The organism is Pseudomonas sp. HY13-MNA-CIBAN-0226 (assembly GCF_040310305.1).
In the GTDB taxonomy this organism is placed as follows: domain Bacteria; phylum Pseudomonadota; class Gammaproteobacteria; order Pseudomonadales; family Pseudomonadaceae; genus Aquipseudomonas; species Aquipseudomonas gregormendelii.
This window is the reverse complement of the sequence record NZ_JBEOPS010000010.1, coordinates 127,886-153,765: the sequence shown is the minus strand read 5'-3', so window position 1 is coordinate 153,765 and position 25,880 is coordinate 127,886. Positions and strand designations below refer to the sequence as shown.

25 protein-coding genes and 1 pseudogene are annotated in these 25,880 nt (G+C 59.4%); 8 read left to right on the top strand and 18 right to left on the bottom strand.

Features of this window, described 5'->3' with window-relative positions; all coding sequences use genetic code 11:
* Positions 1-263: 263 nt before the first annotated feature.
* The 4 genes from glpD to AAEZ05_RS13225 form a co-directional block, all read right to left on the bottom strand.
* Positions 264-1,802 carry a glycerol-3-phosphate dehydrogenase gene (glpD, locus tag AAEZ05_RS13240; RefSeq protein ID WP_045058013.1) on the bottom strand — a complete coding sequence of 513 codons (1,539 nt, stop codon included), beginning with the start codon at positions 1,800-1,802 and terminating at the stop codon, positions 264-266.
* Between the two features lie 243 nt (positions 1,803-2,045).
* A complete protein-coding gene (locus AAEZ05_RS13235) occupies positions 2,046-2,801 on the bottom strand; it encodes a DeoR/GlpR family transcriptional regulator (protein ID WP_045058012.1) in 756 nt (251 codons plus the stop codon).
* A 96-nt stretch (positions 2,802-2,897) separates the two neighbouring features.
* Positions 2,898-4,403 carry a glycerol kinase GlpK gene (glpK, locus tag AAEZ05_RS13230; RefSeq protein ID WP_045058011.1) on the bottom strand — a complete coding sequence of 502 codons (1,506 nt, stop codon included), beginning with the start codon at positions 4,401-4,403 and terminating at the stop codon, positions 2,898-2,900.
* Between the two features lie 77 nt (positions 4,404-4,480).
* Positions 4,481-5,332 (bottom strand): MIP/aquaporin family protein, encoded by an 852-nt coding sequence (locus AAEZ05_RS13225; protein ID WP_045058010.1) that lies wholly within the window; start codon positions 5,330-5,332, stop codon positions 4,481-4,483.
* Positions 5,333-5,628: 296 nt separating this feature from the next.
* On the opposite strand from AAEZ05_RS13225, the gene ybaK reads away from it, so the two are divergent.
* Positions 5,629-6,099: a Cys-tRNA(Pro) deacylase gene (gene ybaK / locus AAEZ05_RS13220; RefSeq protein ID WP_045058009.1), complete on the top strand. Its 471-nt coding sequence runs from the start codon at positions 5,629-5,631 to the stop codon at positions 6,097-6,099.
* Positions 6,100-6,238: 139 nt separating this feature from the next.
* Here the strand turns inward: ybaK and AAEZ05_RS13215 are convergent, their stop codons facing one another.
* Both AAEZ05_RS13215 and argF read right to left on the bottom strand, forming a co-directional pair.
* Positions 6,239-7,348: an ABC transporter ATP-binding protein gene (locus AAEZ05_RS13215; protein ID WP_045058008.1), complete on the bottom strand. Its 1,110-nt coding sequence runs from the start codon at positions 7,346-7,348 to the stop codon at positions 6,239-6,241.
* Positions 7,345-8,265 (bottom strand): ornithine carbamoyltransferase, encoded by a 921-nt coding sequence (gene argF / locus AAEZ05_RS13210; RefSeq protein WP_045058007.1) that lies wholly within the window; start codon positions 8,263-8,265, stop codon positions 7,345-7,347. The genes AAEZ05_RS13215 and argF overlap by 4 nt, the downstream gene beginning before the upstream one ends.
* A 396-nt stretch (positions 8,266-8,661) precedes the next feature.
* On the opposite strand from argF, the gene plzR reads away from it, so the two are divergent.
* From plzR to grxD, 3 genes are all read left to right on the top strand, one after another.
* A complete protein-coding gene (gene plzR / locus AAEZ05_RS13205) occupies positions 8,662-8,952 on the top strand; it encodes a PlzR type 4 pili assembly inhibitor (RefSeq protein WP_045058006.1) in 291 nt (96 codons plus the stop codon).
* Positions 8,953-9,086: 134 nt separating this feature from the next.
* Positions 9,087-11,195 (top strand): molybdopterin oxidoreductase family protein, encoded by a 2,109-nt coding sequence (locus tag AAEZ05_RS13200; protein WP_350647708.1) that lies wholly within the window; start codon positions 9,087-9,089, stop codon positions 11,193-11,195.
* 97 nt (positions 11,196-11,292) lie between these two features.
* Positions 11,293-11,634, top strand: a complete 342-nt coding sequence (gene grxD / locus AAEZ05_RS13195) for a Grx4 family monothiol glutaredoxin (RefSeq protein WP_045058004.1) — start codon at positions 11,293-11,295, stop codon at positions 11,632-11,634.
* Positions 11,635-11,841: 207 nt separating this feature from the next.
* Here the strand turns inward: grxD and bfr are convergent, their stop codons facing one another.
* Positions 11,842-12,315 (bottom strand): bacterioferritin, encoded by a 474-nt coding sequence (gene bfr, locus AAEZ05_RS13190; RefSeq protein ID WP_045058003.1) that lies wholly within the window; start codon positions 12,313-12,315, stop codon positions 11,842-11,844.
* Positions 12,316-12,514: 199 nt separating this feature from the next.
* The gene (locus AAEZ05_RS13185) at positions 12,515-12,733 is read right to left on the bottom strand and encodes a bacterioferritin-associated ferredoxin (protein WP_008057530.1); all 219 of its coding nucleotides are present in this window, start codon (positions 12,731-12,733) and stop codon (positions 12,515-12,517) included.
* Positions 12,734-13,035: 302 nt separating this feature from the next.
* On the opposite strand from AAEZ05_RS13185, the gene AAEZ05_RS13180 reads away from it, so the two are divergent.
* Positions 13,036-13,638, top strand: a complete 603-nt coding sequence (locus AAEZ05_RS13180) for a peroxiredoxin (protein WP_017340570.1) — start codon at positions 13,036-13,038, stop codon at positions 13,636-13,638.
* A gap of 69 nt (positions 13,639-13,707) precedes the next feature.
* Here the strand turns inward: AAEZ05_RS13180 and rnt are convergent, their stop codons facing one another.
* Positions 13,708-14,382 (bottom strand): ribonuclease T, encoded by a 675-nt coding sequence (gene rnt / locus AAEZ05_RS13175; RefSeq protein ID WP_045058002.1) that lies wholly within the window; start codon positions 14,380-14,382, stop codon positions 13,708-13,710.
* Complete coding sequence (pyrC, locus tag AAEZ05_RS13170; protein WP_045058001.1) at positions 14,379-15,425, bottom strand: dihydroorotase; 1,047 nt, start codon at positions 15,423-15,425, stop codon at positions 14,379-14,381. The genes rnt and pyrC overlap by 4 nt, the downstream gene beginning before the upstream one ends.
* A gap of 159 nt (positions 15,426-15,584) precedes the next feature.
* Here pyrC and AAEZ05_RS13165 point away from each other — a divergent pair, with 159 nt between their 5' ends.
* The 3 genes from AAEZ05_RS13165 to AAEZ05_RS13155 all read left to right on the top strand — a co-directional run bounded on the left by AAEZ05_RS13165 (position 15,585) and on the right by AAEZ05_RS13155 (position 19,143).
* Positions 15,585-16,502, top strand: a complete 918-nt coding sequence (locus tag AAEZ05_RS13165) for a flagellar protein MotY (RefSeq protein WP_045058000.1) — start codon at positions 15,585-15,587, stop codon at positions 16,500-16,502.
* Between the two features lie 129 nt (positions 16,503-16,631).
* Entirely contained in the window at positions 16,632-17,849 is a 1,218-nt protein-coding gene (locus AAEZ05_RS13160) for an argininosuccinate synthase (RefSeq protein WP_008032151.1), read from the top strand.
* A gap of 667 nt (positions 17,850-18,516) precedes the next feature.
* Positions 18,517-19,143 (top strand): response regulator transcription factor, encoded by a 627-nt coding sequence (locus AAEZ05_RS13155; RefSeq protein WP_045057999.1) that lies wholly within the window; start codon positions 18,517-18,519, stop codon positions 19,141-19,143.
* Positions 19,144-19,208: 65 nt separating this feature from the next.
* Here the strand turns inward: AAEZ05_RS13155 and AAEZ05_RS13150 are convergent, their stop codons facing one another.
* The 8 genes and pseudogenes from AAEZ05_RS13150 to metG all read right to left on the bottom strand — a co-directional run bounded on the left by AAEZ05_RS13150 (position 19,209) and on the right by metG (position 25,800).
* Positions 19,209-19,388, bottom strand: coding sequence for a PA3496 family putative envelope integrity protein (locus AAEZ05_RS13150; protein ID WP_030128194.1), 180 nt, complete (start codon positions 19,386-19,388; stop codon positions 19,209-19,211).
* Between the two features lie 106 nt (positions 19,389-19,494).
* Positions 19,495-20,133 (bottom strand): endonuclease III, encoded by a 639-nt coding sequence (gene nth / locus AAEZ05_RS13145; RefSeq protein WP_045057998.1) that lies wholly within the window; start codon positions 20,131-20,133, stop codon positions 19,495-19,497.
* Between the two features lie 24 nt (positions 20,134-20,157).
* A complete protein-coding gene (locus tag AAEZ05_RS13140) occupies positions 20,158-20,634 on the bottom strand; it encodes an Rnf-Nqr domain containing protein (protein ID WP_236695831.1) in 477 nt (158 codons plus the stop codon).
* Between the two features lie 26 nt (positions 20,635-20,660).
* The gene (locus AAEZ05_RS13135) at positions 20,661-21,269 is read right to left on the bottom strand and encodes an RnfABCDGE type electron transport complex subunit G (RefSeq protein WP_045057996.1); all 609 of its coding nucleotides are present in this window, start codon (positions 21,267-21,269) and stop codon (positions 20,661-20,663) included.
* A complete protein-coding gene (locus tag AAEZ05_RS13130) occupies positions 21,266-22,258 on the bottom strand; it encodes an RnfABCDGE type electron transport complex subunit D (RefSeq protein WP_350647704.1) in 993 nt (330 codons plus the stop codon). Before AAEZ05_RS13130 ends, AAEZ05_RS13135 begins: the two co-directional genes overlap by 4 nt.
* A gap of 424 nt (positions 22,259-22,682) precedes the next feature.
* Positions 22,683-23,057, bottom strand: a pseudogene (gene rsxB / locus AAEZ05_RS30760) (electron transport complex subunit RsxB); the annotation flags it as partial.
* A gap of 17 nt (positions 23,058-23,074) precedes the next feature.
* Complete coding sequence (locus tag AAEZ05_RS13120) at positions 23,075-23,644, bottom strand: electron transport complex protein RnfA (protein WP_045057994.1); 570 nt, start codon at positions 23,642-23,644, stop codon at positions 23,075-23,077.
* A 104-nt stretch (positions 23,645-23,748) separates the two neighbouring features.
* Complete coding sequence (metG, locus tag AAEZ05_RS13115; RefSeq protein ID WP_350647702.1) at positions 23,749-25,800, bottom strand: methionine--tRNA ligase; 2,052 nt, start codon at positions 25,798-25,800, stop codon at positions 23,749-23,751.
* Positions 25,801-25,880: the final 80 nt, after the last annotated feature.

Genomic DNA, 25,880 nt, shown 5'->3' with positions numbered 1-25,880 from the left:
ACAGGTAGCGTTCGGAAAACCGAATGCGATGCAGGGATTAGCTGCGCGAGCAACTGTCTTCTCCCTGCCACATCAACGTCGAATGTGCAGACGCCATCGCGGGCAAGCCCGGCTCCCACAGTGATCTGCGCCGAACACAAATGCTGCGTCCACCACCAACACCCTGTGGGAGCGGGCGCCTGCAAGTAACCTGGAGTGCAGCGCAGAATGCAAAAACCCCTGGATCTCACAATCCAGGGGCTTTGCGTACCGCCAGCTAACGATCAGGCCGCTTCAATCTTGCTGCGGTTCTGCTCGACCTTGCTCAGGTAATCCGCCAGCTTCTGTTGCTCTGCCGGGGTGGTGAACAGCCCCAGTTTGCTGCGGCGCCACAGGATATCGTGGGCGGTGGTTGCCCATTCTTCGCTGCACAGGTAGTCCACTTCGCGGGTATAGAGACCGCCGCCGATGTGTTCGCCCAAGTCGTTCAGGTCGCGCACGCCTTCGAGCATGCGCCAGGTGCGGCTGCCATAGGTGGTGGCCCAGCGGCGGGCGATTTCGGTGGGCACCCAGTCGAACTTGTCACGGATCAAGGCGCTTAGCGCCTGCGGGGTGCTCATGTCCTCGCCACCGGGCAGGGTCGCGTGGGCGGTCCAGCTTGGCTTGATGTGCGTGAAATACGGGGTCAATTGCGCCAGGGCCGACTCGGCCAGCTTGCGATAGGTCGTCAGCTTGCCGCCGAATACCGAGAGCAATGGCGCTTCTTCGCCGCTACCAGACAGCGCCAGGGTGTAATCCCGGGTCACGGCCGACGGGTTATCGGATTCGTCATTGCACAGAGGACGCACTCCCGAATAGCTGTGCAGAATGTCTTCGCGGCTGACCTGCTTCTTGAAGTGCGCATTCACCACTTTGAGCAGGTAATCGGTCTCGCCTTCGGTAATCGCAACTGCCGCCGGGTCGCCGGTGTACTCGCGGTCGGTGGTGCCGATCAAAGTGAAGTGATTCAGGTAGGGAATGGTGAACACGATGCGCTGGTCTTCGTTTTGCAGAATGTGCGCGTGTTCGCCTTCGTACAGCTTCGGCACGATCAGGTGACTGCCCTGGATCAAGCGGATGCCGTAGGGCGATTCCATCTTCAAGTCGTCACGAATGAATTTCGCCACCCATGGCCCGGCAGCATTCACCAGGGCCTTGGCGCGGATCGAAAACAGGCTGCCGTCGGCGCGTTCCAGGTGCAGATGCCACAGGCCCTTGGTGCGACGGGCGCTGACGCAGCGGGTCTGGGTGTGAACGTGGGCGCCTTTCTCGCGGGCGGCCATGGCGTTGAGTACCACCAGGCGTGCGTCGTCTACCCAACAATCGGAATATTCGAAGCCTTTGGTGATTTCGCTCTTCAGCGGGCTGTCTGGACCGAACTTGAGGCTTTTTGAACCTGCCAGCTTTTCCCGTTTGCCGAGGTTGTCATAAAGGAACAGGCCGGCACGGATCATCCACGCCGGACGCAGGTGCGGGCGGTGGGGCAGCACAAAACGCATCTGCTTGACGATGTGTGGCGCCTTGGCCAGCAGCACTTCACGTTCGGCGAGAGCTTCACGCACCAGGCGGAATTCGTAATGTTCGAGATAGCGCAGGCCACCGTGGATCAGCTTGCTGCTGGCCGAGGAGGTGTGGCTGGCCAGATCGTCCTTTTCGCAAAGGAACACAGAAAGGCCGCGACCGGCCGCATCCGCTGCGATCCCCACGCCATTGATCCCGCCACCGATGACGGCAACATCGTAGACCTCGGAGAGTGGGGGGGTAGGCAAGGTAGAAGTGGGCATCGGCTAGCCTCTGGTTTTTGGTTATCTATATTTGAATTCGAACATTAATGTTCATTTGTGAAAATGGTAGCCCATAAATACGCGCACAGCCAGCCAACTTCGATTGAAAATACTGATCGAAGGGCGGGGAAAGGAAAATTTTCGAACATTTAAAGCAAAAGATCGCAGCCTCCGGCAGCTCCTACAGGGGTGAGTGAACCTGTAGGAGCTGCCGAAGGCTGCGATCTTTTGAGGCAGAAAGCCTTAAACGACTTCCAACCGAATCTTGTGCTGACTCAACAACTGCGCCAACGCCGGCACGGGTGGCTGATCAGTCACCAGGCAATCGATCAGGCTGATCGGCCCCAGGCGAATCATGGCATTACGCCCGAACTTGCTGGAGTCCGCCGCGAGTATCACCTGCCGGGCATTGGCAATGATCGCCTGGGAAACCCGCACTTCCTGATAGTCAAAATCCAGCAGACTGCCATCTTCATCAATGCCACTGATCCCGACCAGGGCAAAGTCGACCTTGAACTGGTTGATGAAGTCGACACTGGCCTGGCCCACCACGCCGCCGTCTCGGCGCACATTGCCGCCGGTCAGCAGCACGTCGAAGTCATCCTTGGCGCTGAGCATCGAGGCCACGTGCAGGTTGTTGGTGATGATCTTCAGGTGGCTGTGGTTGAGCAGGGCGCGGGCAATCGACTCGGTGGTGGTACCGATGTTGATGAACAGTGAGGCGTGATCAGGGATTTGTGCGGCAATCGCTTCGCCAATCCGCTGTTTTTCATCGCGCATCTGGTCGGCGCGCATGGCGTAGGCGGTGTTTTCGACGCTGGAATCATAGGCTGCACCACCGTGGTAGCGGCGCAATAAATTGGCTTCCGCGAGCTGATTGATGTCGCGGCGGATAGTCTGCGGTGTGACGACGAACAGCGTAGCCATTTCCTCGATACTCACGTAGCCGCGTTCGCGGACCAGTTCGAGGATTTGCTGCTGACGGGGAGGCAGATTCATGGGGCTTCCTTTGGGCTGCCGGGCAAAATTTGCCCATGATGCCGCAGGAATCTGCTCCCGACCAGTTACATGCCGATACTGAGTGCCTTGGCTGGCTTATTCATCGCCTTCGTGGGGTTCCCAGTCGCGGGTGCGGCTCACGGCTTTTTTCCATCCGGCGTAGAGTTTTTCCTTGGCGGTTTCGTCCAGGGTCGGTTCGAATTCACGCTCGATCACCGCCTTGCCGCGCAGCTCATCGAGGCTGCCCCAGAAGCCGCAGGCAAGGCCCGCCAGGTACGCAGCGCCGAGTGCCGTGGTTTCGCGCATTTGCGGACGCTCGACCTGGGTGCCGAGGATGTCGGCCTGGAACTGCATCAGGAAGTTGTTCGCTACCGCGCCGCCGTCCACGCGCAGGGCCTTGAGGCGTTCGCCGGAGTCCTGTTGCATGGCGTCCAGGACATCGCGGGTCTGGTAGGCAATCGACTCCAGCGCGGCACGGATGATGTGATCCACGCGCACGCCGCGGGTCAGGCCGAACAGTGCGCCACGGGCATACGGGTCCCAGTACGGCGCGCCGAGGCCGGTGAAGGCGGGCACCAGGTACACGCCATTGCTGTCTTTGACCTTGTTGGCGAAGTACTCGGTGTCGTGGGCGTCATTGATGATTTTCAGTTCGTCACGCAGCCATTGAACGGTCGAGCCGCCGTTGAACACGGCGCCTTCCAGCGCGTAAGCGACTTCACCGCGCGGGCCACAGGCGATGGTGGTGAGCATGCCGTGTTGGGATTTCACTGCCTTGTCGCCGGTGTTCATCAGCAGGAAGCAGCCGGTGCCGTAGGTGTTTTTAGCCTGGCCAGGCTCGACGCACATCTGGCCGAACAGCGCGGCCTGCTGATCGCCTGCGATGCCCCCGATGGCGATGCCGCTCTTGGTGTGGCCGTAGATTTCCGAGGAGGACTTAACTTGCGGCAGCATCTCGCGCGGAATATCCAGCACCTCCAGCATTTTCGCATCCCACTCCAGGGTGTGGATGTTGAACAGCATGGTGCGCGAGGCATTGGTGTAGTCGGTGACGTGCACTTTGCCGCCGGTAAATTTCCAGATCAGCCAGCTGTCGACGGTACCGAACAGCAATTCGCCGTTGCGCGCACGCTCGCGGCTGCCTTCGACGTTGTCGAGGATCCACTTGAGCTTGGTTCCGGAGAAGTAGGGGTCGGTGACCAGGCCGGTGGTGTCGCTGATGTATTGCTCGTGGCCGTCGCGCTTGAGCTGCTGGCAGATCTCGGTGCTGCGCCGGCATTGCCAGACGATCGCGTTGTAGATCGGCCGGCCGGTGGTCTTGTCCCAGACCACGGTGGTTTCGCGCTGGTTGGTAATACCAATGGCGGCCACCTGGTCGTGGTGCAGGCCGGCTTGCGCCAGGGCTTCGACCATCACGGCGCTCTGGGTGGCGAAGATTTCCATCGGGTCATGCTCGACCCAACCGGCTTGCGGGTAATGCTGCACGAATTCGCGCTGGGCGGTGCACACCACGTTTGCATCACGGTCGAAAATGATCGCGCGCGAGCTGGTCGTGCCCTGATCAAGGGCAATGATGTAGTTCTTATTCTGAATGTCGGTCATGTCGATTGCCTTGGGACGAATAAAAGGGAGTGGAGTCAGGCGCGGGACCAGATTGGCAGGATCACGCGCCTACGGTATCAAGAAGTGCGCGGTTTGCCGTCAATGGCCGGTACTGCATCCGTGGTCTCGGGCGCGGCGCTGGGCAGATGACGGGCAATCAGCCCGCGATAGGCGGCAGCGCCGAGGCAGGCACCGACAATCGGTGCAAAAATCGGAATGAGGAAGTAGGGGATATCACGCCCTCCGGTCAGGGAAATTTCACCCCAGCCGGTGAAAAAAGTCATCAGTTTCGGACCGAAGTCCCGGGCCGGGTTCATCGCAAAACCGGTCAGCGGGCCCATCGAGCTGCCGATCACCGCGATCAGCAAGCCGATCAGCAGCGGGGCCAACGGGCCCTTGGGCAAGCCGTTGTTGTCGTCGGTGAGGGACATGATGACGCCCATCAGGATGGCAGTGATGGTGACTTCAACCAGAAACGCCTGGGCCGTGGACAGGGCCGGGTGCGGGAAGGTCGAGAACACCGAGGCCAGTTCCAGGCTTGCCTGGGTGCCGCGAACCATTTGGTGGGTTTGTTCGTAATCGAAGAACAGGTTGCTGTAGAGCGTGTAAACCAACAAGGCGCCACAGAAGGCACCGGCGACCTGGGCGAGGATGTAAAAGGGCAGTTTGCGCTTTTCGAAGTCAGTAAAGATGCACAGCGCGATGCTGACGGCGGGGTTGAGGTGAGCCCCGGAAACGCCGGCGGTCATATAGATCGCCATGCTCACGCCGATACCCCAGATGATGCTGATTTCCCACAAGCCGAAGCTGGCACCCGCGACCTTGAGCGCAGCCACACAACCGGTGCCGAAAAAGATAAGCAGGGCAGTGCCCAGGAACTCGGCCATGCACTGGCTCGAGAGCGGCGGTTGTTGTAAAGCAGTTGTCATTGAAAACCTCGTTGTTGTTTTTGTCTGCGTGCAGCGTAGGACCATTCGTACAGCATTCGTATTCGAAAAAATATAGACAAGAAACACTGCTGTCAAAGGTCGAAAGTGAACCATCGGTCACATTTCAACTATTAGTCATGTGAATGATCCTATTGTTCACCCGGCAGGAGGAATGCGGACGAGTGGTAAACCGCTGCTGCGCACCGATGAAACAGTGGCGCTATAGAGCCTTTTAGGGGGCAATGACCTAGAATCCGCCAGTGGATTTTTCTACCGCCGCCCAGTCTGGAGCTGACATGACCCCCGCATTGGATTTGTTGAAAAAAGTTCGAGCCGAACATCGTGTGCACAGTTACGAACATGATCCCAAGGCCGCTTCTTATGGTTTGGAGGCCGCGGAGAAGCTCGGCCTTGATCCGGCACAGGTGTTCAAGACATTGCTGGCGGCCAGTGAAAAAGGCGAACTGTTGGTGGCGGTGGTGCCGGTCGTCGGAAGTCTCGACTTGAAGGGCTTGGCGCACGCTGCGGGGGTGAAGAAGGTCGAGATGGCAGATCCCGCGGCAGCGCAGCGCTCGACCGGGTATTTGCTGGGGGGGATCAGCCCGCTAGGGCAGAAGAAGCGCTTGCGCACTTTTATCGATAATTCAGCTCAGGTGTTTGACAGCATCTTTGTCAGTGCGGGGCGCAGGGGGCTGGAAGTGGAGCTGGCTCCTGCGGTGCTGGCCGAGCATACCCAGGCGAAGTTTGCGGATATCGGGCGTGCCTGACACCGCTCCTGTAGGAGCGAGCTTGCTCGCGAAAGACTGCAGTGCGCCGCTGGGTATCAGGATCTTCGCGTAATCGTTAACGTCCATCGCGAGCAGGCTCGCTCCCACAGGGGAACGAGCCGGTTCAACTGCGCTTGGCTCAGCTGGCTGTGCTGTACCGTCGAACGCCGGTCTCGGTTGCCGGAATCTGCGCCGCCGTGCTGCCGGAGGCCTGGAACAACACCAGGTGTTCAGCCGCGACACGAATGCCCACTTCAGCACCGACCAGATGATCGGCGTGGCTCGGGAAAATCGACTCCAGCTGTGCACCCGTCGGCAATTGCAGGCGATACAAGGTCGAAGCCCCCTGGAACGACTTGCCGACGATCCGCGCTCTCAAGCCGCTGTCCGGTGCATAAACGATATCGTCGGGACGCAATAGCACGTCCACGGCGCCGCCGACCGGCCAGGTATACGCCCGATTACCGCGCAACTCGCCCAGTTCGGTCTGCACCGACTCGGGACTGTCCAGCCTGCCGCGAATGAAATAGCCCTGGCCGATGAAGCTTGCGACATAAGGTGTCAGCGGTTCGTGGTACAGGTTGTAGGGCGTGTCCCACTGCTCCAGGCGCCCCTCCTTGAATACCCCTACATGATCGCTGACAGCGAAGGCTTCTTCCTGGTCGTGGGTCACCAGAATCGCGCTGGTGCCACGGGCCTTGAGGATGTCGCGCACCTCATGGCTGAGCTTGCGTCGCAACTCGCCATCAAGGTTGGAAAACGGTTCGTCGAGCAGCAGCAATTGCGGCTCCGGCGCGAGGGCGCGGGCCAGGGCGACACGCTGCTGCTGGCCACCGGAAAGCTCGTGCGCAAAGCGTTTGCCGAGGCCTTTGAGGTTGACCAGTTCCAGCAACTCTTCGGTCACACGATCTTTTTGCGGGTGCTTGCGAATGCCGAAAGCGATGTTTTCGGCGACGCTCAGATGCGGAAACAGCGCGTAATCCTGGAACACCATGCCGATCCGGCGTTTCTCCGGCGCGAGGGTGAATCCGGCGCTGGAGATCGTCTCGCCCGCCAGGGTAATTTCCCCTTCGTGCACCGGTTCGAAGCCGGCAATGGCGCGCAGGGTGGTGGTCTTGCCGCAGCCCGAAGAGCCCAGCAGGCAACCGATATCACCGGCATTCAAATGCAGGTTGAGGTTCTGCACGACTCGCTGGTCTTGATAGCCGCAGGCGAGGTTGCGCAGGTTTAGCAATAATGGCTGGCTCATGCGTGGTGGTACGCCGGTTCGACGAGAAATTCGAGCAGGGCCTTCTGTGCGTGAAGACGGTTTTCGGCCTGATCCCAGGCGACCGAGCGCTTGTCATCGAGCAGGTCGAGGCTGATTTCCTCGCCACGGTGGGCAGGCAGACAGTGCATGAACAGCACGTCCGGAGCGGCCAGGTCGAGCAGCGCACGGTTGACCTGGAAGGGAGCAAACAGCTTGAGACGCTTGGCGGTTTCTTCTTCCTGGCCCATGGAGGTCCAGACGTCGGTGCTCACCAGGTGCGCACCGTGTACGGCGTCTTTCGGGTCGCGGACGATGGTCACACGATCGCCGGCCTTGGCCACGAATTCCGGATTGGGCTCATAGCCTACCGGGCAGGCAATGCGCAACTGGAAGTCGAACTGGATCGCCGCTTCTATATAGCTGTTGCACATATTGTTGCCGTCGCCGATCCAGGCCACGGTCTTGCCCTGGATCGAGCCCCGGTGTTCGAGGAAGGTTTGCATGTCGGCCAGCAACTGGCACGGGTGCAGGTCATCGGACAGGCCATTGATGACCGGCACGCGGGAGTTGGCGGCGAATTCGGTCAGGGTGCTGTGGGCGAAGGTGCGGATCATCACCGCGTCAAGCATGCTCGACATAACGATCGCGCAGTCACTGATCGGCTCGCCGCGACCCAGTTGGGTGTCGCGCGGCGACAGGAAGATCGCCTGGCCACCCAGCTGGATCATGCCGGCTTCGAACGAAATACGGGTGCGCGTCGAGGACTTCTCGAAGATCATCCCGAGTACGCGGTTTTTCAGAGGCTCGAACAGTACGCCGCGGTTACGCAGGTCCTTGAGCTCAACGCCTCGACGGATCACGCTGACCAGCTCTTCGGGCGTGCAATCCATCAGGGAGAGAAAGTGCCTTGCGCTCATCATTGACTACCTTTTTGCAACAGACCGCAGATACTCAAAGCCTTGTTTAACTGAAAAACGGGCGAGACCTGCGGCGTAAGCCGCACGGGGCGACGAAATAGGGGAAGGCGCGATATTATAATTAAATGTCGCGTCTTACCAATAGGGCTACGGTTTTTAGGGGATTCGGAGGGGCTACGGGATTACCGCAGTAGCGCTTTTGAAGCCTGTTTCCTGACAGCAGCGCACCATTTGTACACTGCGGCCCCGGGGCTTTGCAATCAAACCGGGCAGGCAGAGTCGATTTCTGACCTTTCGTCCAGCCACGGCAACGCGCCTGTTTCTGGTCTGAAAGTTTTGCTAATACAAAGTGCTGGGTTATAACTAACGCACGAACGACGCAGGAAGCCCTTCGGAATGGAATCGAAAGAACAGCAACTCATGGAACTGCTCGGCCTCACGGCCCGCTCCCTTACTCACCTCACCGCTTCCATGACTTCGATGTCCTTCGAGCTGCTGCGCAGCAATGACGAAGTTACCAAGGCCGCCGGCCGCCGCATGATCGACCGCATGGCCACCATCAGCAGCGGCCTGGACGAACACTGGCGCCTGATCGGCGAGCTCACCGGCGTGCATGTCGGCCATGAGCAGATCGAGACCGTCCAGGAAATCCAGCAGCAACTCCCCCCCAGGCTGCCGCCGAACTGATTCCTTGTGTGCATCGGCTGGCCTGATGGCGGCCGATTCACAAGACGAACGTCGCTGGCGAAGTGGCAGGGCAGGCGCCATAGTTTTGTTCCCGCGGTCGCTATTGCCCGCCCAGAACAAGACAGAGACTGGCCATGACCAAGACTCTCCACCACCGTGCGTGCCACCTGTGCGAGGCCATATGCGGCCTGACCATCGAAACCACTGAAGTCGAAGGCGCGGGCGTGCAGATCACCTCGATCAAGGGTGATGCCCAGGATACGTTCAGTCGCGGTCACATCTGCCCCAAGGCGGTGGCCCTGCAGGATATCCAGAATGATCCGGATCGCCTGCATCGGCCGATGCTTCGAGTGGGCAGTGAATGGCAGCCGATCGAGTGGGAGGCAGCGTTCAGTCTGGTGGCCGAGCGCCTGGCGCAGATTCAGGAGCGTCACGGACAGAATTCGGTGGCGGTCTACCAAGGTAACCCCAGCGTGCATAACTACGGGCTGATGACCCACAGCAACTACTTCCTCGGCCTGCTGAAAACCCGCAACCGCTTTTCCGCGACCTCGGTCGACCAGTTACCCCATCACCTGACCAGTCACCTGATGTACGGCCACGGTCTGCTGCTGCCGATCCCGGATATCGATCACACCGACTTCATGCTGATCCTGGGCGGTAATCCCCTGGCCTCCAACGGCAGCATCATGACCGTGCCGGACGTGGAAAAACGCTTGAAGGCCATTCAGGCCCGGGGCGGCAAAGTGGTGGTGGTCGATCCGCGGCGCAGTGAAACGGCGGCGATCGCCGACCAGCATCTGTTCGTGCGTCCCGGCGGCGATGCGGCGCTGCTGTTTGGTCTGCTCAACACCTTGTTCGCTGAGGGCCTGGCCAAGGGCAGTCACCTGCCGGTGGATGGCCTGGACGAAGTGCGTGCGGCCGTTGCGCCATTCACAGCCGAGACCATGAGCCCGCTGTGCGCGGTGCCGGCCGAGTCCATCCGCCAGCTGGCCCGTGATTTCGCCGGCGCGCCTACGGCGGTGTGCTACGGACGCATGGGGGTGTCGACCCAGGCCTTCGGCACGCTGTGCCATTGGCTGGTGCAATTGATCAACCTGGTCACCGGCAACCTTGATCGGGTGGGTGGGGCGCTGTGTACCGAGCCCGCAGTGGACCTGGTGGCGTCGACTTCCGGCGGGCATTTCAATTTGTGGCAGAGCCGCGTGTCCGGGCGGCCAGAGTATGCCGGCGAGCTGCCAGTCTCGGCGCTGGCCGAGGAAATGCTCACCGAGGGCGATGGGCAGGTGCGGGCGCTGATTACCGTGGCGGGCAACCCGGTGTTGTCCACGCCCAACGGTCGCCAGCTGGAGCAGGCGCTGGATGGCCTGGAGTTCATGGTCAGTATCGACCTGTACATCAATGAGACCACGCGTTACGCCGACCTGATCCTGCCGTCGACCTCGGCCCTGGAGAACGATCACTACGACACCACGTTCAACCTGTTCGCGGTGCGCAACGTCAGCCGCTTCAACCGGGCGATCCTCGCCAAGCCTGAAGGCGCGCTGCACGACTGGGAGATTTTCGTGGGGCTGGCCCAGGCCTTTGCCGCCAGGACCGGCAAGGCGCTCAAACCGACGATTGCGCCCGCGCAGATGATCGACCTTGGCCTGCGCATGGGCGCCTATGGCGACGCTTCCGAGCACAAGTTGTCATTAGCGACCTTGTTCGATCACCCCCATGGCGTCGACCTGGGCGCTTTGAAACCCAACCTGGCGCAGCGCCTGAAAACCGCCAACCAGCGACTTCAGGCGGCGCCGCCGGTGATCCTCGCTGACCTGACACGTTTCGCTGCCCTGCAGGCGCCGGCCGCCGATGAGCTGTTGATGATTGGCCGCCGTCATGTGCGCAGCAACAACTCCTGGATGCATAACTATCACCGTCTGGTGAAAGGCAAACCGCGCCATCAGTTGCTGATGCACCCTGAAGACCTGAGCAAGCGCGGGCTGGTCGATGGGCAGCGGGTGCGGGTGAGTTCGCGGGTAGGGGTGATTGAAGTCGAGGTGATGGCGAGCCTGGACATGATGCAAGGTGTGGTCAGCTTGCCTCACGGTTGGGGCCATGCCCGCCCCGGTGTGCAGATGACCATCGCCAGCGGCCAGCCTGGCTCGAGCGCCAATGACCTGACCGATGAATGCCAGCTCGACGAACTTTCAGGTAACGCGGCGTTGAACGGCGTACCAGTGACGGTGGCGGCGGCGTGATCGTGTCTGTCGGGGAGACCGAGCATGGCGCTCGGGTTTCCGTTACAATGCGCCACCGTGCCGACCCTTGAGTCGGAAAGTTCAGCCGAGGTGCTCCATGGATATCATCGAAACGATTAAAGAGCAGATTGCTAACAACACCATTCTGCTTTACATGAAAGGTTCGCCGAATGCCCCGCAGTGCGGCTTTTCCGCAAAAGCTGCTCAGGCCGTGATGGCATGCGGTGAAAAGTTCGCTTACGTGGACATCCTGCAGAACCCGGAAATTCGCGCCAACCTGCCAAAATACGCCAACTGGCCAACTTTCCCGCAACTGTGGGTCGGTGGTGAGCTGGTCGGTGGTAGCGACATCATGACCGAGATGGCTGCTGACGGTTCGTTGCAGACTACGATCAAGGCTGCTGTCGAAGCGGCTGCTACGACCAAGACCGAAGCCTGAAAACGATTGGCTCCGCTGTAGGAGCTGTGTAGGAGCTGTCGGGTGCAGCGAGGCTGCGATCTCGTGATTTCCGGCAACTAAAAAGCCCCGCCCTCGGAAGAGGAGCGGGGCTTTTTATTGCGGTTGATAAGTTGTGTCGAGGTCGAGTTTGAGGTTGCCATCGAAAAGATCGCAGCCTCGTTGCACTCGACAGCTCCTACAGTGCTATTACTCTTCGCCCATCTGCGACTGCAGGTAGTTCTCAAGACCAATCTTGTCGATCAGGCCCAACTGCGTTTCCAGCCAGTCGATATGTTCTTCTTCGGATTCAAGAATGTCTTCAAGCAGTTCGCGGCTGCCGAAGTCGGCAACGGTTTCGCAATGCGCGATGGCCACCTTGAGGTCGGCATGCCCGGTGCGTTCGATGCGCAGGTCACACTCGAGCATTTCCCGGGTGTGCTCGCCGATCTGCAGCTTGCCCAGGTCCTGGACGTTCGGCAGGCCTTCCAGGAACAGGATGCGCTTGATGAGCTTGTCGGCGTGCTTCATCTCGTCGATGGATTCTTTGTACTCATGCTTGCCGAGCTTGTTCAGGCCCCAATCTTCGTACATGCGCGCATGCAGAAAATATTGATTGATCGCGACCAGCTCATTGGCAAGGATCTTGTTGAGATGCTGGATGACTGTAATGTCGCCTTTCATGATGGGGTCCTGCCCTGTATTAACTGTCTATAAGGCAGAGTTTGAGCCGCTCAACTAAGAGTGTCAAACCTAAGTTATTGAAAGATAAGTGAAAATTAATCGGAATAAGAATGTTTGTGTTCCGCGTCTAGCGTCTAAGCAATTGATTTAAAGGCATAAAAAAACCGGACATGAAGTCCGGTTGTTTGAAATAGGGTATTTAAGCGGCAGTAAATTCCACCGGGAAGGGGATCGCCGCCTGGGCGGTTTGCAGCTTGGTCAGGGTTTCACGCACCACTTCCTTGGCAAGGCAGGCGCATTTACCGCATTGGCTGGCTACGCCGGTAGCCTGACGGACTTCCTTGTAGCTGCAGCAACCTTCATAGATTGCATCGCGGATTTGACCGTCGGTGACGCCAGTGCAGAGGCAGACATACATAAGTGAGAACCGTCGCTGGTTGTGACTCAATTGCGATGGATCTTAATGTTAACGAGAATGATTGTCAAAGTGGTTTATGAAAGCATCTCGTTATAAGGGCGTGTCTCTGACGAACGGTTCAGACTAACGAAATCATCGGCCACGATATTTTGTGGCGCTCGGGAAATCCGTTGGGGATAGGTTAAAAACCCAGTGTATGATTGCCGGTCCTTATGAAGCGGGTTCGTGTCACAGGGCTGTCGCCTGAAGGTGGCAGGCTGGCACCGACCCGGCACTTCACGTTTCTACACCAGGAGATATCAATGAGCGTACTCGTAGGCAAGCAAGCCCCTGACTTCACCGTACCGGCCGTACTCGGCAATGGCGAAATCGTAGACAGCTTCACCCTGTCGTCGGCCATCAAAGGCAAATACGGCCTGGTGTTCTTCTACCCGCTGGACTTCACTTTCGTTTGCCCGTCCGAGCTGATCGCTCTGGACAACCGCATGTCTGACTTCAAGGCACGCAACGTCGAAGTGATCGCAGTGTCGATCGACTCGCACTTCACTCACAACGCATGGCGCAACACCCCGGTGAACAATGGCGGTATCGGCCAGGTTCGCTACACCATGGCTGCCGACATGAAGCACGAAATCGCCAAGGCCTACGACGTTGAGTCCGAAGGCGGCGTGGCTTTCCGTGGCGCGTTCCTGATTGACGACAAAGGCGTTGTCCGTTCGCAGATCATCAACGACCTGCCGCTGGGCCGTAACATGGAAGAGCTGATCCGTCTGGTCGACGCTCTGCAATTCCACGAAGAGCACGGCGAAGTCTGCCCTGCCAACTGGAAGAAAGGCGACAAGGGCATGACGGCTTCGACTGAAGGCGTTGCTGCTTACCTGACCGAGAATGCTGCTGCCCTGTAAGGCGCATTCGAGGCAAAAAAAACCGGCCATTGCGGCCGGTTTTTTTATGGATGGGATAAACCGACTGCGTCAGTCGTTGAAGTCTTCCCAGCCGCCCATCTGCTTCCAGCGATTGACGATGCCGCAGAACAGCTCAGCGGTTTTCTCGGTGTCGTAGCGAGCCGAGTGCGCCTCACGACCGTCGAAATCGATGTCGGCGGCCTGGCAAGCCTTGGCCAGTACGGTCTGACCGTAGGCGAGACCGGCGAGGGTTGCGGTATCGAAGCTGGAGAACGGATGAAACGGGTTACGTTTCATGTCCAGGCGCGCAACGGCTGCGTTGAGGAAGCCCAGGTCGAAGCTGCTGTTGTGGCCGACCAGGATCGCGCGCTTGCAACCGTTGGCTTTGAGTGCCTTGCGGATGCCGCGGAAAATATCAGTCAGTGCAGCTTCTTCGCTCACCGCCATGCGCAGCGGGTGATCGAGCTTGATCCCGGTGAACTCCAGTGCTGCCGCTTCAATGTTCGCCCCTTCAAAAGGCTCTACACGGAAGAAGTAGGTGTGGTCCGGATACACGAAGCCTTTTTCATCCATGGCAATCGTGGTGGCGGCGATTTCCAGCAGGGCGTCAGTGGCAGAGTTGAAACCACCGGTTTCAACGTCGACAACGACTGGCAGGTACCCACGGAAGCGGGCAGCCATCGGGTGGCGTGAACCACCGCCGCCTTGACCTTCCTGTTCGTCGTCGTAATGGTCTTCACTCACGCGTGTTCCTCCAGCAGGCGCCAGCGCAGTTTTTCACCGGCGCGCAGCGGGATAACGGTCAGCTCGCCAAATGGCAGGCTGGTAGGGGCGGTCCACTCCTCGCGGACCAGGGTGATGCGATCGGTGTTCGCCGGCAGGCCGTAAAAGCGCGGGCCGTTGAGGCTGGCGAAGGCTTCGAGCTTGTCCAGCGCGTTGCGTTGTTCAAATGCCTCGGCGTACATCTCGATTGCCGCATAAGCGGTGTAGCAACCGGCACAACCGCAGGCGGCTTCTTTAGCGTGCTGGGCGTGCGGCGCCGAATCGGTACCCAGGAAGAACTTGGCGCTGCCGCTGGTGGCGGCGTCGAGCAGGGCTTCCTGGTGGGTATTGCGCTTGAGGATCGGCAGGCAGTAGAAGTGCGGCCGAATCCCGCCCACCAGCATGTGATTGCGGTTGTACAGCAAGTGATGCGCGGTGATGGTTGCGCCGACGTTGGCCGAGGCTTCGTTGACGAACTGCACGGCGTCTTTGGTGGTGATGTGTTCGAACACCACCTTGAGGGTCGGGAAACGCTCGACCACTCGACGCATGTGCTCGTCGATGAAGATTTTCTCCCGATCGAAGACGTCGACATCGCCACGGGTGACTTCACCATGGATCAGCAAGGGCATACCGACTTCGGCCATGGCCTCGATTGCCGGGAAGATCTTGTCGATGCTGGTGACGCCAGAGTCCGAGTTGGTGGTGGCACCGGCCGGATACAGCTTGGCGGCGTGCACGAATCCACTGGCCTTGGCCTCGCGAATTTCTTCAGGCTGGGTGCGGTCGGTCAGGTACAGCACCATCAGAGGTTCGAACTGGCTGCCGGATGGGCGCGCGGCGAGAATCCGCTGGCGATAGCCATCGGCTTCAGCCGCATTGCGTACCGGAGGTACCAGGTTGGGCATGATGATGGCGCGACCAAAGGTGCGCGCGACATCCGCGACGGTATTGGTCAACACGGCACCATCGCGAAGATGAATGTGCCAGTCGTCGGGACGCAGCAGGGTCAGGCGGTCGGACATGAGGAGATTCCAGGCGGGTCAAACTGAGGGGAATGCTACCGGAAAAGACTCTTCCAGGCACTCGCTATCAAGTTTTGCGACAACCTTCCGATATCCAACAGGTACGCCGTAAACAAGTCGGCGTCCGTCTTTCAGTTGTCGAAGCCAGTGGAGCCTCCCGTGCGCCAGCGATATTTAGCCTTGCTCAGTGTGTTTACCAGCGTCCCCGCGATGGCGCTGACTTTCCAGACCCGCCTGGAGAACACCGAGTGGACGGTCGCCGGCGACCGGTTCGAATGCCGTCTGGCCCAGCCCATCACGGACTTCGGTGCGGGCGAGTTCGTTCGCCGCGCGGGCGAGCAGGCGGTGTTCCGCCTGACGGCCTACAACGCGATGATCGGCGGCGGGTCGGCGACGCTGCTGGCCGCTGCGGCTCCCTGGCAGCCGGGACGTGGCGACATCAACCTGGGCTCGGTGCATATCGGCAGTGGCAACGTGCTTTTTAATACGTCCCAGGTCCAGGCAGGCCGCTTGATCAGCGGCTTGCTCGACGGCCGCAGCCCGGTGATCCGGCATTCGTCAGGCGATGGGCGAGTGTCGGAAGTGCGCCTGTTACCAGTCAGGTTCAGTCAGGCGTTCAATGAGTACCAAGGCTGCGTGGCGAAGCTGTTGCCGAAGAATTTCGAACAGGTGAGGCAGTTACAGATCGGTTTTCCCGGAGAAAGCCTGGACCTCGACGCGCGCGCCAAGGCTCAGTTGCAGGTGATGCTGGAGTACATGAAGGCCGATCCAACGGTCAATCACATCGAACTCGATGGGCACTCCGACAACAGCGGCAACCGCCTGACCAACCGTGACCTGTCACGTCGCCGAGCGCTGGCGGTGATGGAGTTCTTCAAGGCCAATGGCATCCTGGAGTCGCAGGTAACCCTGCGTTTCCACGGCGAGCGGTATCCGTTGGCACCCAATACCAACGCCGCCAACCGGGCGAAGAACCGGCGGGTGGCCGTGCGTCTTGAGCGCGTGGCTGCAGACAAGGCCGCCCCTCAAGTCGCCCCGCAGACCAACACTCCCGGGGCCGCGCCTGCAACTTCCTGACCGGCGAGTCATCGTCGCGCTCTCGACAGAATCTGTCGCTTCGTCGTCATAAGCTGTCGCGCCTCTGTAAATTAACGCGCATGACCGGTAGACTCGACGGCTTTCCGTAGAACCCCGTGGAGTGATGGCATGGCGGACGTAAACAAGGTCGTTCTGGCGTATTCCGGCGGCCTGGACACTTCGGTGATCCTCAAGTGGCTGCAGGATACTTATAACTGTGAAGTGGTGACTTTCACCGCTGACCTGGGTCAGGGCGAAGAGGTCGAACCTGCACGCGCCAAGGCTCAGGCCATGGGCGTCAAAGAGATCTACATCGACGACTTGCGCGAAGAGTTCGTGCGCGATTTCGTTTTCCCGATGTTCCGCGCCAACACCGTTTACGAAGGCGAGTACCTGCTGGGTACTTCCATCGCTCGTCCGTTGATCGCCAAGCGCCTGATCGAAATCGCCAACGAAACCGGCGCTGACGCCATTTCCCACGGTGCCACCGGTAAAGGTAACGACCAGGTTCGTTTCGAACTGGGCGCGTATGCCTTGAAGCCTGGTGTGAAAGTGATCGCTCCGTGGCGTGAGTGGGACCTGCTGTCCCGTGAAAAACTGATGGATTACGCCGAGAAGCACGCGATTCCGATCGAGCGTCACGGCAAGAAGAAGTCCCCGTACTCGATGGATGCCAACCTGCTGCACATCTCCTATGAGGGCGGCGTGCTGGAAGACACCTGGACCGAGCACGAAGAAGACATGTGGAAATGGACCGTCTCCCCGGAGAAGGCTCCAGACAAGGCGCAATACCTGGAACTGACCTACCGCAACGGCGACATCGTCGCGCTGGACGGCGTCGAGATGACCCCGGCCACCGTGCTGGCGACCCTTAACCGCATAGGTGGCGAACACGGCATCGGTCGTCTGGACATCGTCGAGAACCGCTATGTGGGCATGAAGTCCCGTGGCTGTTACGAGACCCCAGGCGGCACTATCATGCTGCGCGCCCACCGGGCGATCGAATCGATCACCCTGGACCGTGAAGTGGCTCACCTCAAAGACGAGCTGATGCCTAAATACGCCAGCCTGATCTACACCGGTTACTGGTGGAGCCCTGAGCGTCTGATGCTGCAACAGATGATCGACGCATCCCAGGCCCACGTGAATGGTGTTGTGCGCCTGAAGCTGTACAAAGGCAACGTGATCGTCACCGGTCGCAAGTCTGACGAATCCTTGTTCGATGCCAATATCGCAACGTTCGAAGAAGACGGCGGAGCCTACAACCAGGCGGACGCAGCGGGCTTTATCAAGCTCAACGCGTTGCGCATGCGCATTGCCGCGAACAAGGGCCGCAAGCTGTTCTGAGCCCTGTGAGCCAATGAATGAAAGGCCTTGTCATCGACAAGGCCTTTTTTTTTGTCATTCGTGCCTGCCATCGGCGGTGCGCGTTGGTTTGCGTGTGTCCACTGGCGTCCCGCCTCGGCAGGCTTCAGATAACGTTGCGAATATCGCAAATATTGACATGGGGTTGGTTGGTGTTTGCTTGATTCTGTCCATTGTTTTTACTTGTTTGATTGTATGTTTAATTAGCAAATAGTTTGAACATTGTGGGTGTTGGCCGGTGCATGATAAGCGTCCAGAGTTGTTCGTTTAATGTGCCTGCTTTTCACTAGGATCGATCAAGGCTTTTTTCGGTAATTATTGCTCACTGTTGCGCATCTATCGTGGTTACTTCATTTGTTTTATTGTTGGTGCTGATCTGATAAGTCGTGCCGAATACGTAAATATCTGGAATTGTAAGAAATCCCCGATCTCGCATTCCGATACAAAAAAACCCGGGCAAACGGATTTTGGTGGTCAGTACCCTCACTCCTGTTCGCTCAGTTCAAGGATTTTTTGTAGGAATTTTCTTTATGTTTTGTAGGGTATGTCTCTTGGTGAGGGCGCGCAGGGGACGCACCGTGCCAAGGGTGAAACGACTAGGCTATTGTGCTGGTTCTAAAAATTCGAACAGCGAAAATTGGACTTGCCCATGAATAAAGTGCTGATCGTGGATGATCACCCCGTCATTCGTCTTGCGGTGCGTTTGCTGATGGAACGTCATGGCTACGAGGTCGTTGCAGAGACCGATAATGGTGTAGACGCATTGCAACATGCCCGCGACTATACGCCGGACATTGTCATTCTGGATATTGGGATACCGAAGTTGGACGGGTTGGAAGTCATTGCGCGGCTGGCATCTTCTGCGATGCCGATGAAAGTACTGATATTGACATCGCAGGCGCCGGGGCGTTTTTCCATGCGTTGCATGCAGTTGGGCGCTGCCGGGTATGTCTGCAAACAGCAGGATCTCACAGAGTTGTTAAGTGCGATCAAAGCGGTGCTGTCGGGCTACAGTTACTTTCCCAATCAGGCGCTGCATACAGTGCGCTCCAGTCTAGGCAATGCCAGTGAAGCCGATATGGTGGATCGGCTATCGGGGCGCGAAATGATGGTCTTGCAACAATTGGCAAGAGGAAAAACCAACAAGGAAATTGCCGACGGAATGTTCCTCAGCAACAAGACCGTCAGCACTTACAAAACCCGCTTGCTGCTTAAACTCAATGCACGCTCCCTGGTCGACCTGATCGAGTTGGCTCAACGCAATGGCCTGGTGTGAAGGCGCAGGCCCTAATCATGCTTCATACAAAGTAAAAAGCCTCCGTTTCGGGAGGCTTTCAGGTTTCACAAGTCAAAATCGTAATCGGCCAATTGCTTTTGCAGTCGGCGCTCCTCCAACATATTATCGATGGTGCGGCGCTTGCTCAGGTTGGTCTTTGCCACTTCCACCACCGGTTCGGCGTCATCAGCCTCCACGGGAGTAAAATCGTCTTCGACGTCCAATTGCTCTTTGCCAGTGCTCATAGGTTAACTCCGGGCTAAAGATGCCTTTGGCGCCTCTTATATCGATAATCTCCCAGCGGGTAAAAAAGATTTTTTCAATCGGTTGATAAAGAAACCTAATAGTCACTCAATCGTCCGAAGTCTTGTGCTTGTATTCGCACAGGTCTTCGATGCGGCAACTGCCACACCGCGGCTTGCGGGCCAGGCACACATAGCGCCCGTGGAGGATCAGCCAGTGGTGGGAATCAAGCAAAAACTGCTTGGGCACAAACTTCATCAACTTGGTCTCGACCTCCACCACGTTCTTGCCTGGCGCTATACCCGTTCGGTTGCTCACCCGGAAAATGTGAGTGTCAACGGCCATGGTCAATTGCCGAAATGCGGTGTTGAGGACCACATTTGCTGTTTTGCGACCCACGCCCGGCAGCGCTTCCAGTTCTTCGCGGGTTTGCGGCACTTCACCGCCGTGGCGTTCCACCAACAGGCGACAGGTCTCGATGACATTCTTCGCCTTGCTGTTGAACAGGCCGATGGTCTTGATGTACTCCGACAGACCCTCGATCCCCAGCGCATGAATGGCCGCCGGAGTATTGGCGACCGGGTAAAGCCTGGCTGTGGCTTTGTTGACGCCTACGTCGGTTGACTGCGCCGAGAGGATTACCGCGATCAGCAGTTCGAAGGCAGAAGAGTAGGCAAGCTCGGTTTTCGGTTCCGGGTTGTCTTCATGCAGCCTGCGGAAAATTTCCAGACGTTTTGCGGCATTCATGTGAAGTGCGTTTCCTCGCAGGAGTCAATTCGATGAGATGGGGCGCGCCCAGGCTTGCCGTGCAGCGATCAGCAGTCCGAGCACAATGAACCCTCCCGGGGCCAGCGTGGCCAGGCGCAGCCCGCTGTCGCCAAGCAGCTCGCGCAACAGGCCCAGGCCTACCATCAGTACGCCAAATATTGCGGCCTGGCGCAGGCGATCAAGCACTGGGCGCTGATGAAATCCACTGTATTCGAGCACCACGCATTGCAAGGCAATCAGTCCTGAGTAAAGTCCCAGTTGCTGGTGCCACTGCAAGGCCATAGCTTGCAGGGCCAGTTGCAGGCAACTGGTGAACGTTGCCGCGACGATCACTGCGGCCACCAGCCGGCTTGCGGGCGTCAGCCGCAGGCGCAGCCCCGCCATGGCCAAGCCGAACACGCTGATGACGACAACGAACATCAGCCATACGCCCAGCGCGGGCATCCACGAATACGTGGCACCGATCAACGGTGTCAGCATCAGAGCACCTGGCAAGGATGACCTTTTCATTCGTCACTACCCCCAATCAAGGCCTGCCGATGTTCGTCGAAATAGCGTAACGCGTCATGGATGGCATTGATCGCCGCCCGTGAGGTGATGGTTGCGCCGGCAATCTGGTCGAACTGCCCCTGATCCTTTTTCAGCGCCCATCCCGCGTCGACAGGATCGGCGCGTGACCGGCCGGCAAACACCTGGAGCCAGCCCTGCGGCCAGTCGGCGATATGAGCGCCGAGCCCCGGAGTTTCCGAGTGCTTGAGGGTCTTGACTGCCAGCAGCCTGCCGTCGGGACCGATGGCGATCATCAAGTCAATGCTGCCCGCATAACCCAGGGTCTGGCTGCGCAGCAACAAGGCAATGACCTGTCCGGATCGCGTCGCGCGGTAGCCGCCGAGCAGGGTGCTATGGGCCAGCTTGACGTCGGCGAGGCTAAGCGGTTGCTCCAGTGGCTGATTGTCATAGCTGTCAGGCGCGAGCATGTCGAGCAAGTGACGACTGTCGAGCAGGCGTTGTTGCTCGGCAATACGCGGTGCGGCCGTATGCTGGACGAACCAGGTCCCGCCGGTGCCCAGCACCGCCAGTAACGCCAGGGTGGCAATGCTCGTGGTTCGATTCATCGCGCAAGCCTTTCCTGCCGCGACGCCACCAGTCGGTCCAGCGCGGGTACGCCCAGATTCATCAGCAGCACGGCAAACGCCACCCCATCAGGATAGCCACCCCAGGTGCGAATCACGTAGGTCAGCAGCCCCACGCCCGCGCCGAACAGCAGGCGCGCACCCGGGGTCCTGGGCCCGGACACCGGTTCGGTGGCGATGAAAAACGCGCCCAGCATGCTCGCGCCGGTCAACAGGTGAAACAGCGGCGAGCCATTGGAATCGGAGCCCGAGCCGTTCCAGCACAGCAGGCTGATGACGAACAGGCTGGACAGCATCCCGGCCGGCGCATGCCAGGTGAACACCCGGCGCTGCAGCAAAAAAACGCCCCCGGCGAGAAACGCCAGGTTGACCCATTCCACGCCGTGGCCACCATAGCGGCCGAACGCCGGATTGGCCGTGAACAGCTCGTCCATGGTCAGGCTTTTATTGATGCGCAGGCTGTCCAGCGCAGTGGCTTGGGCCCAGGCGTCCGGCGCCTGATCCACGCCAAGACCGAAGACGTGCTGCAGGCCCTTCAACAGGTCCATGCCATGGGACACCGGCCAATGCGTCAGCTGTTGCGGGAAACTCACCATCACCAAGGCGAAACCGAGCATCGCCGGGTTGAAGGGGTTGCTGCCGACGCCGCCGTACAGGTGCTTGCCGAATGCCATCGCGCAGAGGGCGGCGCTGACAGTCACCCACCAAGGGCAATACGGGGGCAGGGCCAGCGCCAGGAGTGTCGCCGTGACGAGCGCGCTGCCGTCTTGCAGGGTTGGCCACAACGGGCGCTTGCGCAATTGCAGCACCAGCGCTTCGGTGGCCAGGGCGGAAATACCCGCCAGAAGCAGATTGATCAGCATGCCCCAGCCGTTCAGCCAGAACATCACTGCCATACCGGGCAGCAGCGCCAACAGCACCAGCTTCATCGCCTGCTGCAAGCGCTCATCGACCGGTTCAAGGGGAGGCATGGGCGTGCACCAGTTTCGCCAAGGCCTGCTCGGCGGCTTCGAATTGCTGTTGCAGTACGATCAACTGCGATTGCTGGTCGAAGGTTGGGGGATGCCCGAACGCCTTGAGTGATTTGTTCAGCTGGGCGCGGCTCATGGCCACTTCAATCTTGGCCTTTTTCAACGCCGCGTCAGCGCCTGCGGCCTTCTGCGCGCGAACCCGTTCGAGGGCGGCCCGGACCGGATCCTGCGCAATCTCGTCAGCCTTGGGTACGGCCTGCTGCGCCCGGGCCAGGCGCTCGGCGATTCTCTGTTGTTCCTCGCGCTGCAAACGCGCATTGCGCTGTTCGAAGCGGCCGCGGGCGTGGTTGCGTTTGACGGCTCGTGCGCGGTGTTCTTCAAGGCTTATGGCGAGCCCACCGACGACCGGCACCACCGTTTTCAGTGGCAGCGGCCGCATCTCGATGCAATCCACCGGGCAGGGCGCTACGCAGAGATCACACCCGGTGCACTCATCGATGATTACGGTGTGCATCAATTTTGCCGCGCCGACAATCGCATCGACAGGGCAGGCCTGGATGCACTTGGTGCAACCAATGCACTCGGCTTCGCGTATGTAGGCAATTTGCGCCGGCGCCGCGCCGCGGCTGATATCCAGCTCCAGCACCGGAACCTTCAACAGCTCGGCGAGCGCGCTGATGGTCTCGTCGCCCCCGGGCGGGCATTTGTTGATCGGCTCCCCGGCGGCGATGCCTTCGGCGTAGGGTTTGCATCCTGGATGGCCGCACTTGCCGCATTGGGTCTGCGGCAGAAGGGCGTCGATGCGTTGAATCAGACTCATGTTTTGATCAGTCCGCTGAATCCGAGAAAAGCCACTGCGATCAGTCCGGCGCCTATCAGATCGATCGGCAGGCCGCGGAAGGGCAGGGGGACATCATTATCACGTGTACGTTGGCGCAAGTCGCTGAACAGGCTCAGCACCAGCCAGAAGCCCAAGCCCGCGCCGAGGCTGAGGGCCGTGGCGCGCAGCATACCCAGGTCGTCCCGCGCGTTGAGCAGCATCAGGCCCAGGACGGCGGCGTTGCCCAGTACCAGCGGCCATAGTCGTTCAAAGCAGAGCTGGGGCAATGCAGCAGACAGTAACTTCAGCACCGGACTGATCAGCAGCACGCTCAGCGGCAGGAAGACCAGCAATTGCAGCGATGTCAGTTGCAGGGGGACCAGCAGCCACCGATGGAGCGCATGAGCGAGCAGGCCGGCGATCAGCATCAGGCTCGTCGTGGCGATGCCCAGTGCATGCACCTGGCGGCGCTCGGCCCCCAGCAGTGGATCGACGCCCAGCGGCCAGTGCAACACGAAATTGTTGATCAGGGCTGCGCTGACAAGCGTAAGAATAATTTCGCTCATGATCGTCCGAGGTTGCAGGCTCCTATGGGGTAATTATGGGCCAGACATGAAAATCCCACAGTCATGCCGGGCACGACTGTGGGATCGGTCGAGCAGATCGAACCTTACTTGATGCGCTGACCTGGCTTGGCGCCGCTGTCCGGGCTGAGCAGGTAAATCTCTTCACCGCCTGGGCCCGCTGCCATCACCATGCCTTCGGAGATGCCGAACTTCATTTTTCGTGGCTTGAGGTTGGCGATCATCATGGTCAGGCGACCATTGAGCCTGGACGGATCAGGATAAGCGCTCTTGATCCCGGAGAACACATTGCGCTGCTCATCGCCGATGTCCAGGGTCAGGCGCAGCAGTTTGTCGGCACCTTCCACGGCTTCGGCCTTGAGGATCAGCGCAACGCGCAGGTCGACGGCGGCAAAGGCGTCGAACTCGATTTCCGGCGACAACGGATCCTTGATCAACTCGCCGTTGCCGACCTGGGCAGCTTCGCCGGTGTCGGTGGCGCTGGCGGTCAGGTCTTCTTTCGAGGCGTCGGTCATGGCTTGCACTTTTACCGGGTCGATACGAGTCATCAACGGCTTGAACTCGTTCAACGGGTGGTTACTGAGCAGGGTAGCGTGGTCATTCCAGGTCAGCGGCGCGACGTTCAGGAACGCCTCGGCGTCGGCGGCCAGCAACGGCAGTACCGGCTTGAGGAAGATCACCAGCTGGCGGAACAGGTTGATACCCAGGGCACAGATGGCCTGGACTTCGTCCTGCTTGCCTTCCTGTTTGTTCAGCGACCAGGGTGCCTTGTCGGCGATCCACGCGTTGGCGCGGTCTGCCAGGCCCATGATCTCGCGCATGGCGCGGGCAAAGTCACGAGCCTCATAGGCCTCGGCGATGCTCGGTGCGGCAGCCAGGAACGCGTCGGTCAGTTCCGGTGCGACGTTGCCGGCCACCAATACGCCGGCGTTGCCTTTATGGATGAAGCCGGCACAGCGACTGGCGATGTTGACGACTTTGCCCACCAGGTCGGAGTTGACCTTCTGCACGAAGTCTTCAAGGTTCAGGTCCAGGTCATCGACGCCACGGCCCAGCTTGGCCGCGTAGTAGTACCGCAGGTACTCCGGGGACAAGTGGTCCAGGTAGGTCCGCGCCTTGACGAAGGTCCCGCGGGACTTGGACATTTTCTGGCCGTTGACGGTCAGGTAGCCGTGCACGTTGATGCCGGTCGGTTTACGGAAACCGGCGCCTTCAAGCATCGCTGGCCAGAACAGGGCGTGGAAGTTGACGATGTCCTTGCCGATGAAGTGGTACAGCTCGGCGGTGGAGTCCTTGGCCCAGAACGCGTCGAAGTCCAGGTCTGGACGACGCGCGCAGAGGTTCTTGAAGCTGGCCATGTAGCCGATTGGCGCGTCCAGCCAGACGTAAAAATACTTGCCTGGCTCACCCGGGATTTCGAACCCGAAGTACGGCGCGTCGCGGGAAATGTCCCACTGTTGCAGGCCTGCATCCAGCCATTCGGCGATCTTGTTCGCCACAGCGTCCTGCAGCGTACCGCTGCGGGTCCATGCCTGGAGCATTTGCTGGAAGTCCGGCAGCTTGAAGAAGAAGTGCTGGGAATCCTTGAGCACCGGGGTGGCGCCAGAGATCGCCGACTTCGGATCCTTCAGGTCGGTCGGTGCGTATGTCGCGCCGCATTTTTCACAGTTGTCGCCGTACTGGTCTTCAGTGCCGCATTTAGGGCAGGTGCCCTTGATGAAACGATCGGCCAGGAACATTTTCTTTTCCGGGTCGAAATACTGGGTGATCGAGCGCTGGTCAATGTGCCCGGCGTCACGCAGCTTCAGGTAGATCTGGCTCGACAGCTCACGGTTTTCTTCGGCGTGAGTGGAGTGGAAGTTGTCGAAGTCCACCAGGAACTCGGCAAAGTCGGCGCTGTGTTCGGCCTGGACGTTGGCGATCAGTTGCTCCGGAGTGATGCCTTCCTTTTCCGCGCGCAGCATGATGGCCGAACCGTGGGCGTCGTCGGCGCAGACATAGATGCATTGGTTGCCGCGGTGCTTCTGGAAGCGCACCCACATATCAGTCTGGATGTATTCCAGCATGTGGCCAAGATGGATCGAACCATTGGCATAGGGCAGGGCGCTGGTGACGAGGATCTTGCGTGGCTCGGACATGGGGCTCGGCTACTTGATGAAACGGAGGTCGGCCACTATAAAGCGCTGGCGCAGATTTTTCACCCCGTGAGGTTGTTTCC

What these genes read in the sequence shown, in the direction of transcription:
- glpD (WP_045058013.1), bottom strand. Translation starts at nt 1,802, where the DNA reads ATGCCCACTTCTACCTTGCCTACCCCCCCACTCTCCGAGGTCTACGAT.
- AAEZ05_RS13235 (WP_045058012.1), bottom strand. Translation starts at nt 2,801, where the DNA reads ATGAATCTGCCTCCCCGTCAGCAGCAAATCCTCGAACTGGTCCGCGAA.
- glpK (WP_045058011.1), bottom strand. Translation starts at nt 4,403, where the DNA reads ATGACCGACATTCAGAATAAGAACTACATCATTGCCCTTGATCAGGGC.
- AAEZ05_RS13225 (WP_045058010.1), bottom strand. Translation starts at nt 5,332, where the DNA reads ATGACAACTGCTTTACAACAACCGCCGCTCTCGAGCCAGTGCATGGCC.
- ybaK (WP_045058009.1), top strand. Translation starts at nt 5,629, where the DNA reads ATGACCCCCGCATTGGATTTGTTGAAAAAAGTTCGAGCCGAACATCGT.
- AAEZ05_RS13215 (WP_045058008.1), bottom strand. Translation starts at nt 7,348, where the DNA reads ATGAGCCAGCCATTATTGCTAAACCTGCGCAACCTCGCCTGCGGCTAT.
- argF (WP_045058007.1), bottom strand. Translation starts at nt 8,265, where the DNA reads ATGAGCGCAAGGCACTTTCTCTCCCTGATGGATTGCACGCCCGAAGAG.
- plzR (WP_045058006.1), top strand. Translation starts at nt 8,662, where the DNA reads ATGGAATCGAAAGAACAGCAACTCATGGAACTGCTCGGCCTCACGGCC.
- AAEZ05_RS13200 (WP_350647708.1), top strand. Translation starts at nt 9,087, where the DNA reads ATGACCAAGACTCTCCACCACCGTGCGTGCCACCTGTGCGAGGCCATA.
- grxD (WP_045058004.1), top strand. Translation starts at nt 11,293, where the DNA reads ATGGATATCATCGAAACGATTAAAGAGCAGATTGCTAACAACACCATT.
- bfr (WP_045058003.1), bottom strand. Translation starts at nt 12,315, where the DNA reads ATGAAAGGCGACATTACAGTCATCCAGCATCTCAACAAGATCCTTGCC.
- AAEZ05_RS13185 (WP_008057530.1), bottom strand. Translation starts at nt 12,733, where the DNA reads ATGTATGTCTGCCTCTGCACTGGCGTCACCGACGGTCAAATCCGCGAT.
- AAEZ05_RS13180 (WP_017340570.1), top strand. Translation starts at nt 13,036, where the DNA reads ATGAGCGTACTCGTAGGCAAGCAAGCCCCTGACTTCACCGTACCGGCC.
- pyrC (WP_045058001.1), bottom strand. Translation starts at nt 15,425, where the DNA reads ATGTCCGACCGCCTGACCCTGCTGCGTCCCGACGACTGGCACATTCAT.
- AAEZ05_RS13160 (WP_008032151.1), top strand. Translation starts at nt 16,632, where the DNA reads ATGGCGGACGTAAACAAGGTCGTTCTGGCGTATTCCGGCGGCCTGGAC.
- AAEZ05_RS13155 (WP_045057999.1), top strand. Translation starts at nt 18,517, where the DNA reads ATGAATAAAGTGCTGATCGTGGATGATCACCCCGTCATTCGTCTTGCG.
- AAEZ05_RS13150 (WP_030128194.1), bottom strand. Translation starts at nt 19,388, where the DNA reads ATGAGCACTGGCAAAGAGCAATTGGACGTCGAAGACGATTTTACTCCC.
- nth (WP_045057998.1), bottom strand. Translation starts at nt 20,133, where the DNA reads ATGAATGCCGCAAAACGTCTGGAAATTTTCCGCAGGCTGCATGAAGAC.
- AAEZ05_RS13140 (WP_236695831.1), bottom strand. Translation starts at nt 20,634, where the DNA reads ATGCTGACACCGTTGATCGGTGCCACGTATTCGTGGATGCCCGCGCTG.
- AAEZ05_RS13135 (WP_045057996.1), bottom strand. Translation starts at nt 21,269, where the DNA reads ATGAATCGAACCACGAGCATTGCCACCCTGGCGTTACTGGCGGTGCTG.
- AAEZ05_RS13130 (WP_350647704.1), bottom strand. Translation starts at nt 22,258, where the DNA reads ATGCCTCCCCTTGAACCGGTCGATGAGCGCTTGCAGCAGGCGATGAAG.
- AAEZ05_RS13120 (WP_045057994.1), bottom strand. Translation starts at nt 23,644, where the DNA reads ATGAGCGAAATTATTCTTACGCTTGTCAGCGCAGCCCTGATCAACAAT.
- metG (WP_350647702.1), bottom strand. Translation starts at nt 25,800, where the DNA reads ATGTCCGAGCCACGCAAGATCCTCGTCACCAGCGCCCTGCCCTATGCC.